Here is an 11,485-nt window from a genome sequence, read left to right on the forward strand (position 1 = left end):
CTTGCCTGTTCACCTAGCATTCACAGAAAAAAAATAAATCCGGTTGTGGAACAGGCATCTTGCCTGTTCACCTAGCAGCCCGCGCCACAAACAAATTCTCTTGCAACACAAGCAGGATGCCTGTTCCGGGCAATTGATGTTCAAAATGCACCCGTACTGCTATCTTATGGTGGAGGCAAAAAGAGTAAAAAAATAGTGGCGACATGGGGATGGTTTATCAGCGAGTTTTGCTGAAGCTCAGCGGTGAAGCGCTGATGGGCAGCTTGGGCTACGGCATCGATCCGATAGTGGTTCAGTCGATCGCCCAGGAAGTGGCCAAAGTCGTGTCCCAAGGCATTCAAATCGCGATTGTTGTCGGTGGCGGCAACATTTTTCGCGGGGTGAAAGCTGCTTCGGCAGGGATGGATCGGGCAACGGCTGATTATGTGGGCATGATTGCTACGGTGATGAATGCTATCACTTTGCAGGATGCCCTGGAACAAGCAGGAGTGCCAACGAGGGTGCAATCGGCGATCGCCATGCAAGAAGTAGCTGAACCCTACATCCGGCGGCGGGCGATTCGCCACCTAGAAAAAAAACGAGTAGTGATTTTTGGTGCCGGTTCTGGCAACCCTTTTTTTACTACTGATACAACAGCCGCTTTGCGGGCGGCTGAAATTGATGCAGAGGTCATTTTTAAAGCTACTAAGGTAGATGGGGTGTACGATTCCGACCCCCACCTCAACCCCAACGCGCGCAGGTATCAAACCCTCACCTATGCCCACGTCTTGAATCAAGATTTGCGGGTGATGGACAGTACGGCGATCGCCCTTTGCAAAGAAAATAATATTCCTATTATGGTATTTGACCTCTCGGTGTCGGGCAACATCTATCGAGCTGTAATGGGAGAATCTATTGGAACTCTTGTCGGAGGTTTTTGTGAAGTTAGCTGACGCAGAAGATCATATGCAAAAGGCAGTTGAGGCTACTCAACGGTCTTTTAATACTATTCGGACGGGACGGGCCAACGCCTCCCTCCTCGATCGAGTCATGGTAGATTACTACGGCTCTCCAACTCCGATCAAATCCCTTGCCAATATCGGCACCCCGGATGCGACTACGATCACCATTCAACCGTTCGATCGCACAGCGCTTACCTCGATCGAAAAAGCAATTTCCCTGTCCGATGTAGGACTCGTTCCCAACAACGACGGTTCTGTTATTCGCTTGAACATTCCGCCGCTGACGAGCGACAGACGCCAAGAATTTGTCAAAATGGCCAGTAAGTTTGCTGAAGAAGGTAAAGTTGCAATTCGCAATATCCGCCGCGATGCCGTTGACTCGATTCGCAAGCAGGAAAAAAGCAGCGATATCTCTAAAGATGAATCGCGGGACTTGCAAGATAAAATTCAAAAGCTGACGGACAAGTACATTGCGAAAATAGAAGAAGTTCTGGCATCGAAAGAGAAAGATATCACGACTGTTTAGGCAATGGGAAATTGGGCAGGGGGAATAGGAATAGTTTTGAGATTGCTCAGAGTCGGCCGCGAACAACGAGCACACGCTTAATGATTTGTGAGTTGTGAGTTAAAAACTCAAGATTTCACACTCATTAACTTACGAATTCCTCCTGCCCCATGACCAATCACCCATTACCAGTTACCCATTACCCAAAATGTTTGATTGCATTATTGTCGGTGCAGCCCCGGCAGGTAGCACAGCAGCTTATCACTTGGCAAAGCAGGGACGTTCTGTTTTGGTAGTAGAAAAAGCGTCTCTGCTTCGCAATAAACCTGGCGGCGGCGTTTCAGGGGAGATCGCCCAATGGCTCGATTTTGACCGGACGCCAGCTATTTCTCTGAAAGCTAACAAAATTAGCTACACGTCAACTACCGCACACTAACCCGTAGGGTATGATGTGGGCTTGAATAAAGCCTGTTGACCAGACGGCTAGTTTTCAACTAGCAGCCGTTAAGACTAAGCGTTAAAGTTCGTACCGCTGATGCCGTTTTAGAACGATGTCAAGCGTGAAGAAGGAATATTCTTAAATCCCAATTCCTTATTCTTCATTCCCAATTCTTAATCGTTAATTTAAAAATAGGAATTACGCACTATTCCTCAGAAAGCCAGTTGATTCCTAGATTTTTCGCTGCTCAACCGAATTTTTTCCAAGAAACGGGGTTCAAAAGGGTAACTCCTATTTAAAATAAAGTCGATGTGAGGATTTTTTAATACAAGCCCCGCGCTGCTTATAGAATCAATCTCAAATACTCCTGGAGGCAAAAAGTGGTTTCACACGTTACTAAGAGCGCGGTAAGGTGTTTGAGGCGCAGCCTGAATAATTACCGAAAATTTTGGGTTTAAAGCCCCGTCCTTTTAGGACGGCTTTTTATTCTGGTTTATGTTAAGATAAAGACAGTAAATATCAAAAACAAATGAAAGCTAGATATCGCTACCGATGCTATCCGACACCCTCTCATAAATTGGCGTTAGCCAAGTTATTTGGGTGTGTCAGAGTAGTATGGAACGATAGTCTAGGTTTTTGCATTTCTGAATATATTGGAGGCAAAAAGAAACCGAAAAATGCCGAACTTCAAAAGCAATTTATCACTCAAGCTAAGAAGTTAGAGGAACGGGAATGGTTATCAGAAGTTTCAGCAGTTCCCCTACAACAATCCTTAAACGATTTAGAGCAAGCATACCAAAACTTCTTCAATTCATGTAAAGGGAAACGTCAGGGACAAAAAGTTAAACCCCCTCGTTTTAAAAAGCGGAAATCTAAACAATCCGCCCGATTCACTAAACTAGGATTTTCCATCAAAGGTGAGAAGGTTTATTTAGCGAAAGTTGGGAAGCTTAAGGTGATTTGGACAAGAGAGTTGCCCTCAGAACCCAGTTCAGTCACAATCATCAAGGACAGTTCTGACCGATATTTCCTCAGTTTTGTCGTGGAAGTTCAACCCGAAGTCTTGCCATCTTCTGATAGTTCAGTTGGTATCGATATAGGAATTTCAACCTTTGCAACTCTGAGTAACGGACAAAAAATAAAAGCTCCCAAACCCCTAAAGAAAAGGATTAGGAAGCTGAAAAAGTTATCTAAATCTCTATCTCGGAAAACCAAAGGATCTAAACGACATGAATTTTATCGAAATCGGTTAGCTAAACTTCACGCTAAACTAGCTGATACTCGCACAGATTTCCTGCACAAGTTATCAACTCAACTCATTCGTGAGAATCAAACGATTGTGTTAGAAGACTTAAATGTGTCAGGAATGGTTAGGAACCGCAAATTATCCCGTGCAATTTCTGATTTAGGTTGGAGAACATTTAGAACTTTCCTAGAAGCAAAATCAGAAAAATATGGCAGAGATTTTCGAGTCATTGATAGATGGGAACCGACTTCTAAAACCTGCTCTTGTTGTGGGTTTAAAATCGGGAAATTAGATCTCTCAATTCGAGAATGGATTTGCCTCAACTGTGGCACGTCTCATGATAGGGATATTAACGCCGCAACTAACATTTTAGTCGCCGGAGGACTTTCGGAGACTTTAAACGGGCGTGGAGGAAGCATAAGACTATCCCAGGATAGCAGCACCCAAAGAAGCGTCAACCCACCAGAATTTAAGCAATTGTCAATTTTTGACTGGCTTGAATAGATGGAATCCCCGTGCGTTCACGCCGGGGTGGATGTCAAATTCTACCTAAATCCTGTAAAATATATAATTTCAAATCTAATGATAATTTATTTTTATAAAGTAGAGGAGCCTTACGGCTGCTTTTCTAATTTTTCACTACACGACATTTGTCTGCACGGTCAATATTGGTTGACTGTGGAACATTACTATCAAGCCCAAAAATTTGTCAGCACTGATGAAAGATTAGTGGCGGCGATTCGAGCCGTAGCAACTCCTCAAGAAGCCGCTAAATTAGGTCGCGATCCCAACCACCGGATTCGCGCTGATTGGGAAGCCGTGAAAATTCCCATTATGCGCGAAGCAGTTTTAACTAAGTTTCTCACTCATACAGACATTCAAGCTATTCTCCTCGCCACAGGGGATCGAGTGATTGTCGAGGATTCGCCAACGGATTACTACTGGGGGTGTGGCTGCGATCGAACCGGTCAAAATCATTTGGGTAAAATTCTGATGAGCGTGCGCCAAGAAATTAGTCAGCACCAGGGGCGCTGATAGAAGCTCAAATTCTTTCGTTAATTCTCATTATATGAAGTTCTACAACAAATGTCAACTTATCCTAACAATGAAGAATTCTCCTAGTGAGAGTTTAAGATTGCGAGAAATTTATAAGAGCATTAAAATAATAATTACTATTTGCTTAAGTCGCTCTGCCTGTTGAAGGCAAGGATTAAACCGGCGCGATCGCAGATTTTACTTACCCCAGCCCACCAGAGGCGATACACCGTCGTCTCTGACAAGTGCGCGACGGATTAATTGTACAGATCGGTTGAGTCAAAAACTCAGGGTGAGGCATTTGAGTTTGAACGCTCCAACAGGACATCAAAACTTCTTATTATCCTTGTATAAGTACCAAAGGAGATTTATGCAACTCAGAGAAAATACGCAAGAATTACATTACAAACTAGACAGAGAAGTTTTGATACGGCGGATAACAGAACGCATTCGCCAATCTCTAGAATTAGAAGATATTTTAACCAGTACGGTAGCAGAAGTGCGGTCTTTTTTGAAAACAGATCGCATTATGATTTACAGGTTTAGTGCCGACGGCAGTGGAGAAGTTGTTGCGGAGTCAATTAATAACAACCATCTCCCTTCCTTGAAAGGACTGCACTTTCCAGCAGACGACATTCCCGCAAGGGCCAGGGAGATGTATGTCACTTTGCGCCAGCGGACAATAATAGATGTTAACTCAGGGACGATCGTCCTGAGTCCCCTCGATGCAGCAGACACCGGTCAACCTTTAGTAAAGGAAGAGATCCACTACAGATCGCTCGATCCTTGCCACACCGCTTACCTGATGGCAATGGGAGTGCAATCTTCCTTAGTCGTGCCGATTTTGCACCGCAGGATCGCGTCGCCAAACAGCAAAACAGATATCTGCGATGCGGCGACGTGTCTGACTCGATACGAGCCAGGAAATAATCAAAAAATTCACATCGAACTGTGGGGACTTTTAGTGTCTCACCACTCCGCGCCCCTCCATATTTCACCAGCAGATTTAGAAGTAGTTCAGCTCGTATCAGATCAATTGTCTAGCGCTATAGCCCACGCGCTCCTCCTCCAGCAAACCCGCTCTCAAGCCGCCCGCGAAGCTACCGTGAGCCGCATAGCAGCCCTGTTATATGGTCACGTAAACATTCAACTGCAACAGGGTTTAGAAGCCACCGTCACCGCTTTAGGCGGTAGCGGTGGCAGACTCTATCTCAACCAGCCGAACATCAACGGTGAAAAGTTATCCGCTTCCAAGATTGAGGGAGGATTGCCAATTGCCCCGGGCCACAGTGATGCTACCTTTGAACTGTTCACCACAGGAGAACAACCGACACTTCCCAACTGGGAAAAAGTTAAGGCGATCGAAGCTCATCCCCTCTGGCAGGAATGGCTAACTAAAGGATTCAAAAATACCGAACAACTTCCCAAATTGGCGAGTTTTACTAATTCTCAATTCCCTGTTGGGATAATTACAGACTTATACAAAGAACCTCTATTTAGAGTTTTAGTTCCCGCTTTCCAAGCTACTCGAATTCGGGGTTTGCTGGTAATTCCCCTCCACTACAAACAACAAGTAGTCGGCTGTTTGACCATTTTTCGCAATGCAATTGATACCGAAAAAATGTGGGCGGGGCGCTTTGACACCAGCGCTGAACAAATCCTTCCCAGACAATCCTTTGAACTCTGGCGAGAAATAAAAAAAGGTCAGTCGCCCGAGTGGAAGTACGAGGAAATTGAGCAAGCTTTAGCTATAGGCAGCCAATTTTGTTCGGCAATTGGGCAGTACGTTCTTTATAAAGAAGTGCAAACTTTGAATGCCAACTTAGAGCGCCAAGTTCAAGAACGCACCGCCCAATTGCAAAAATCATTGGACTTTGCCAGAGTATTGACGCGAGTTAGAGACCAGATTCGCAGCACCTTAGATTTAAAAATCATACTGCAAACGATTGTGCGAGAAGTCAGAGTTTTGTTGGATACCGATCGCACGGTTATCTACCAATTTGCAGCAGACAAACAGGGCGAGGTAGTTGTCGAAGCTGTTTGCGGTCAGTGGCAGTCAATTTTAGGTATTACATCTCCACAAGGATGCTTTCCCGAAGGCTCAGAGTGCTTTTATCGAGCCGGACGGGTGCGAGCAATTAATGATATTTATACTGATGATTTAACACCCTGTCACCGCGAATTTTTGGAAGAGTTGCAGGTGAGAGGAAGTTTAATTGTGCCCATGATGGGCAAAGATTCGCAATTGTGGGGGTTGCTGATTGCCCATGAGTGTTCTGGGCCGAGAGTTTGGCAAACTGCAGAACAGGAATTGCTGCAACATTTAGCTGCTCAAGCTGCGATCGCCATTCACCAAGCAGAACTTTATCAAGAAAGTCTCAATGCAGCAACTGCCGATCGATTAAAAGCCGAACAGCTAGCTAAAACAGTCACAGAATTGCACAATACCCAAGCCCAACTGATTCAAACCGAAAAAATGTCCAGTCTCGGACAACTCCTGGCCGGAGTCGCCCACGAAATCAATAACCCCGTTAACTTTATCTACGGCAATCTCTCCCACGCCAGCGAATACACCAAAGATTTACTCTGCTTGGTGGAACTCTACCGCCAGCACTACCCCAATCCCCACCCAGAAATTAGCGAGTGTTCCGAAGCAATCGACATCGAATTTCTTGCCGAAGATTTGCCAAAAATTTTGGGTTCCATGACAGTCGGAGTTGAGCGCATCCGCCAGTTAGTTGTATCTTTGCGTAATTTTTCCAGGAGCGATCAAACCGAGAAAAAAGCCGTTGACATTCACGAGGGCATCGACAGTACCCTGTTGATTTTGCAGCACCGGATCAAAGCCAATTCCGATCACGACACCGTAGAAATCATTAAAGAATACGCCAATTTGCCCTTAGTAGAATGCTATGCCAGCTCGCTCAATCAGGTATTTATGAATCTGATAGGTAATGCCCTTGATGCCCTAGAAATGGGAAAAAAAGAGCGAGTTATGAATCTTCCCTTTCAAACGGCAAGTGCAGCGGCGACGCATTTAAGCTCCCAAATACTGCCTATCGAGTCAGGAGATATAAATGCGACCACCGAGTGTTTGATTCCTGATTTCCCATCCCCTTGCATTCGGATTCGCACTGAATTAATCGATGAAAAAACGGTAGGAATTTGCATTGCTGACAATGGTCACGGCATCCCCAAAGAGTTAATCTCTCACATATTTAATCCGTTTTTTACTACTAAACCCGTCGGTCGGGGCACGGGTTTAGGATTGTCTATCAGTTACCAAATTGTAGTTGAGAAACACCAAGGCGTACTTAAATGTGTTTCTGTACCCGGTCATGGTACAGAGTTCTGGATCGAGATTCCCCTGAATTAGGCAACCGTCAAGGCAAGATTAGCTTCACCAGCACAGAACCGATCGAACCGAGAAGACTCATAAAGTCGCCGCGGCTGGAAGTGCGGGGCTCCGTAGGCTTTTGGCGCGCCACAATGGCTTCGCCTAACTGCTTTGACAACTCCTCACCTTGGGGATTTCCTTGAGCTGCAAAGAGTTTGTTTGCTATTGCAGCGTCTTGAGCCGCGCCGGCGAACTCTCCCAAGTCAGCGCGAGACATACTGCGCGCAAAATAAACGGCTGCTAAATCCGATTTCAGATTCAGGGCTTGATTGTAATAATCAATGGCGTTTCTGTAGTTTCCTGCTTGAGCTTCCAGCACTCCCAACCGGTAGAAGTCTTCAGCGGTGCCAATATTGGTTGGCATTCCTCTAACTCCGAGCAGTTGCGCGTTAGTTAAATTGGCGTTGAGCAAATTGGCGTCGCTGAGATAGGCACTTCTCAAGTCAGCACCGCTGAGGTTGGCACCGGTGAGGTTCGCCCCCGTCAGGTTGACGCCAAACAGGCTGGTGCCGCTGAGGTTGGCACCGCTGAGGTCAGCCCCGGTGAGGTTGGCTCGGCTGAGGTTAGCCAATCTCAAGTCAGCACCTTTGAGATTGGCTCCGGTTAGGTTGGCTAAAACCAAGCCAGCACTGCTGAGGTCGCAGTTGGGGCACTGTCGGGTGGCTAGTAATTGTTGCGTGTGTTGGATGTTCTCGGCCGCTGCAGGAGCGATCGGGGCGATCGCGCTCAGCAGCGTTGCAGCAGCGAGGATTCTGAGTTTCATTTTAACCGTCCCAAATCCAAAATATTAAATCTAAAATAGCTTTTATCGAAGCAATTGAAAATCACCATAACACAAGTTCACCCAACAAATCTTTTGACTTGCCGTATGTAGGAGTTCTGTGCGCCATCAGCACCCTAGATTGAAGTTCTCGGCCTTACCTGAGTGTCAATCGATTTTAGATTTTAGATTTTAGATTTTAGATTAAAGAATTGAATCATTGACCCCACGGATAAATTCGGGGGGCAAGTTTCATCGGATACAGGTTTTTTATTTCTGGACGGATGAATCCGGGGGCTTGTATCATGGATGCTTTCGGTCAAATAAAGATTTCGCTGCCAATAAATTAGGGTAATGAAAAGCTCATTACCCTTTAGCCGCTGTTCTCGGCAACCATAAAAATTAACAATTGACACTCCCCGGCCTTAAGGCACGGGGATTCTTAAGACATTTCAGTCTTAATATCCCTATCCCTAGGGTTCCCAGGCTGACTACTCTGGGCACAAAAGAGTGCGTAGTCATATCTCCTCAAAAATGTTTTGGGCGTAGACTTTCCCCCAGTCCGGGGGTAGGTTTTTACATCTTGTCTGATATGGTTATTCTACCATATTCATTTGTTAAGATGGATTTGTTATTTGACTTAACAATGGAAAAAAGCCGTCCTACAAGGACAGGGTTTTCAACCCAATTTTCTGATAAATTAGTCGTGAATCGTGCCGTCGGGCATCGTTGTACCCTTAAGATATACTCCGCTCAGGTTGACTTTTGTGAGGTTTGCTCCCAACAGGTTGGCTCCGCTTAAGTCTGACGCACTTAAAATCGCTTCAGTCAAGTCTGCCCTAATTAGACTCGCCCCCATTAAGTCGGCTCCGCTAAGGTCTACTTTGCTCAAGTTTGCCCCAATTAAATCGCATTCTGTGAGTACGGCCCTACGCAAGTTTACTCCGTAAAAATTTACTCCGTGCAAGTCTGCACGGCTGAGTGTTGCCCTAGATATGTTGGCTCCAATTAAAGTTGCTTGGATCAGGGAAGCTCCGCTCAAGTCTGCTTTACTGAGATTGGCTCCCATCAACTCAGCTCGATGCAGGTTAGCTTCAAGTAAAAGTGCTTCTGTGAGGTCGGCTCCACCTAAGTCTGCTTTGCTCAAATTAATCTTGCACAAATTGGCTTTGCCAAAGTTGACTCTGTTGAGTTTGGCTTTGCTGAGATTGGCTCCAATCAGGTCGGCTTCATACAGATTGGCTCCGATCAATTCTGCTTCGTAGAGGTAGACCTCGTGCAGGTAGACCCCGCTAAAATTTCTTTCTCCTATTGCATATAGCTTCAGCAGTTCGTCAACGTTCATTGTGGCTTCTCTACACCTTTTAAATGAAGAATACTCTCAGGAAGCTGGTTGCACCGGATGTTCTGCAATTTTAGATTCTGAAATATTCACACCCAGGGTGAAACTTCCCTCAATCTGCAACGTTTGAGTATAAATTAGATGGTTTGGTCAGGGTGAAGGACAAAGCTGCATTCTCTTTTCCCTTTGGTTAAAAATTTATCTTTAAAAATTTTAACAACAAGTTCGATCGCACTTCCTAACTAAATCCCAAAGATTCTACGTGGAAACTCCGATCCAACCCATAACTTTTTATGGGTAGTTGAGCTTACTGAGTAGCAATGTGACCAAGATCACAAAAAAATGCTAGTAGGATCACATAGAAACTCCGCTTTCGATCACAGCATGCGGGCAAAAATAGCCGATACTTATACTGTAATGCTGAGAAATTGACAATGCCACCCTCGTCGTGTTTTACTCAATTGGCGATAAAGCCAGTAGTTTCACGGATACTTGCCCGCTTGCTGTGAAAGTCGGTTGCAACGTCACTCGGCGCTACCCGCTCCGGGTAATGAGAGTGTTGATGTATCAATATTTCTCGCACAGCGAAAGCCAGAAATGCACTTCGGGGACTAGGGGAATGTCTGTATAAAAATGCGATCGCTGGTGTACAGACATTCGCCTGTTTGCTAGCACCTAATGACTAAAAATCGCCCATACGTTCGCAAAAATTACCAAGAGATACCAGGAAAACCATGATAGATGTTTAACAATAAAAGAATAAATGGTATTCCTTAAGAGTCACCTATTGCCGCTAATCTTAGAGTCGATCGGTTAACGGCTATCAGTATTAGCAATGACGCTTGTCCATCAAATACAAAACTGACCCAGAAACCGGGTTTTTTACCAAAAAAAATCGTTGCAACCTTGCTCCAGGTTAAAATAATCCGGTTTCTGAGGGTCTGAGTGCCTCCAGGAAGGAAAAAGTTTAATGAGAACCATCGCTTTTGTATTGCTTCAGGGCAAACAAAAGGTCAGCATTTAGGATAGGAGCAGCTTTTGCTCCATTGTCAAACAAAGGTATTGTAGAACGCGAATCGTGAGGGAATTAATATGGCTGGAGTATGTAAACTTAGCATCACAGAGACAAGTGAAGAACTAAAAAACCTGTTAACTGAACAAAAAACGGCAAGTGGCTTTCAAAAAATTCAAGCACTTTACCTGTTCAAAATTTGTCACGTTAAGACAGTTAAAGAATTGGCAATGACGATCGGGGTAAATCGAATTACAGTGCAGCGGTGGCTGAGAAAGTACCGATCTGACGGACTCGAAGGACTCCTCGAAACAAAGCACAGCGGCGGCCGCAAGCCTGCCATTCCTCCTTTGGCCCGCGCTAGTTTGGCAATGCGCCTCAGCAACCCCCAGGAAGGCTTTAAAAGCTATGGAGAGATTCAAGAGTGGTTGCAGCAGGAATACAGCATTGAGGCTTCCTATAAAGCGGTTTATGCAACAGTCAGATACCAGCTCAAAGCCAAGCTGACGAAAGTCTAGACAGTTCATACCACGTCGGATTAAGCACCGATTATCTAATGGTTAACCGTCAGCTTTTGAAGATTTTGAGGAGTTCCGTCGTCACGACAAACCTGACTAATTGTTTTTTAACAAAACTCGCTCTCCTCAACTGCGGAGCATATAAATTATATGTTGTGGCAATGGGGGTGAAGGGGAGAAGATTTGATGCTTTTCCCGCGTTTGTGAAAGATGCGTGAACTAACCTGACGGTCAACGGAGTTAGAGTCGATAGGAGCGTTACCACTCCTACCTCTCCTTCAGAACGGAAC

The 11,485-nt window shown here is 45.2% G+C and carries 9 protein-coding genes and 1 pseudogene; 7 read left to right on the forward strand and 3 right to left on the reverse strand.

From position 1 onward, the window contains the following. The first annotated feature begins 203 nt into the window (after positions 1–203). The 6 genes and pseudogenes from pyrH to QUB04_RS30535 all read left to right on the forward strand — a co-directional run bounded on the left by pyrH (position 204) and on the right by QUB04_RS30535 (position 7,542). Positions 204–932, forward strand: coding sequence for a UMP kinase (pyrH, locus tag QUB04_RS30510; protein ID WP_333076369.1), 729 nt, complete (start codon positions 204–206; stop codon positions 930–932). Then, a complete protein-coding gene (gene frr, locus QUB04_RS30515) occupies positions 919–1,467 on the forward strand; it encodes a ribosome recycling factor (RefSeq protein WP_333290374.1) in 549 nt (182 codons plus the stop codon). The genes pyrH and frr overlap by 14 nt, the downstream gene beginning before the upstream one ends. 187 nt (positions 1,468–1,654) lie before the next feature. Beyond that, a pseudogene (locus QUB04_RS30520) lies at positions 1,655–1,864 on the forward strand (FAD-dependent oxidoreductase); the annotation flags it as partial. 550 nt (positions 1,865–2,414) lie between these two features. Then, positions 2,415–3,635: an RNA-guided endonuclease TnpB family protein gene (locus QUB04_RS30525; RefSeq protein ID WP_333290377.1), complete on the forward strand. Its 1,221-nt coding sequence runs from the start codon at positions 2,415–2,417 to the stop codon at positions 3,633–3,635. A 78-nt stretch (positions 3,636–3,713) separates the two neighbouring features. Beyond that, a complete protein-coding gene (locus tag QUB04_RS30530) occupies positions 3,714–4,166 on the forward strand; it encodes an NADAR domain-containing protein (RefSeq protein ID WP_333290379.1) in 453 nt (150 codons plus the stop codon). 370 nt (positions 4,167–4,536) lie between these two features. Continuing rightward, positions 4,537–7,542 carry a GAF domain-containing protein gene (locus QUB04_RS30535; protein WP_333290381.1) on the forward strand — a complete coding sequence of 1,002 codons (3,006 nt, stop codon included), beginning with the start codon at positions 4,537–4,539 and terminating at the stop codon, positions 7,540–7,542. A gap of 7 nt (positions 7,543–7,549) precedes the next feature. Here QUB04_RS30535 and QUB04_RS30540 read toward each other — a convergent pair whose 3' ends face one another. Then, positions 7,550–8,326 (reverse strand): pentapeptide repeat-containing protein, encoded by a 777-nt coding sequence (locus QUB04_RS30540; protein WP_333290383.1) that lies wholly within the window; start codon positions 8,324–8,326, stop codon positions 7,550–7,552. Between the two features lie 697 nt (positions 8,327–9,023). Beyond that, complete coding sequence (locus tag QUB04_RS30545; protein WP_333290385.1) at positions 9,024–9,668, reverse strand: pentapeptide repeat-containing protein; 645 nt, start codon at positions 9,666–9,668, stop codon at positions 9,024–9,026. Positions 9,669–10,757: 1,089 nt separating this feature from the next. On the opposite strand from QUB04_RS30545, the gene QUB04_RS30550 reads away from it, so the two are divergent. Beyond that, positions 10,758–11,195: a helix-turn-helix domain-containing protein gene (locus QUB04_RS30550; protein ID WP_333290387.1), complete on the forward strand. Its 438-nt coding sequence runs from the start codon at positions 10,758–10,760 to the stop codon at positions 11,193–11,195. 49 nt (positions 11,196–11,244) lie between these two features. Here the strand turns inward: QUB04_RS30550 and QUB04_RS30555 are convergent. Continuing rightward, positions 11,245–11,485, reverse strand: a 241-nt coding sequence (locus QUB04_RS30555) for a hypothetical protein (RefSeq protein WP_333290389.1), incomplete at its 5' end; no start/stop codon positions are given.

Origin of the sequence: Microcoleus sp. D2_18a_B4 (assembly GCF_036702475.1) — a bacterium.
Classification (GTDB): Bacteria; Cyanobacteriota; Cyanobacteriia; order Cyanobacteriales; family Microcoleaceae; genus Microcoleus.

Excerpts from the sequence above, each read along its gene's own strand:
- QUB04_RS30545 (WP_333290385.1), bottom strand. The coding sequence starts at position 9,668 with ATGAACGTTGACGAACTGCTGAAGCTATATGCAATAGGAGAAAGAAAT.
- pyrH (WP_333076369.1), top strand. The coding sequence starts at position 204 with ATGGGGATGGTTTATCAGCGAGTTTTGCTGAAGCTCAGCGGTGAAGCG.
- QUB04_RS30550 (WP_333290387.1), top strand. The coding sequence starts at position 10,758 with ATGGCTGGAGTATGTAAACTTAGCATCACAGAGACAAGTGAAGAACTA.
- QUB04_RS30530 (WP_333290379.1), top strand. The coding sequence starts at position 3,714 with ATGATAATTTATTTTTATAAAGTAGAGGAGCCTTACGGCTGCTTTTCT.
- QUB04_RS30540 (WP_333290383.1), bottom strand. The coding sequence starts at position 8,326 with ATGAAACTCAGAATCCTCGCTGCTGCAACGCTGCTGAGCGCGATCGCC.
- QUB04_RS30525 (WP_333290377.1), top strand. The coding sequence starts at position 2,415 with ATGAAAGCTAGATATCGCTACCGATGCTATCCGACACCCTCTCATAAA.
- QUB04_RS30535 (WP_333290381.1), top strand. The coding sequence starts at position 4,537 with ATGCAACTCAGAGAAAATACGCAAGAATTACATTACAAACTAGACAGA.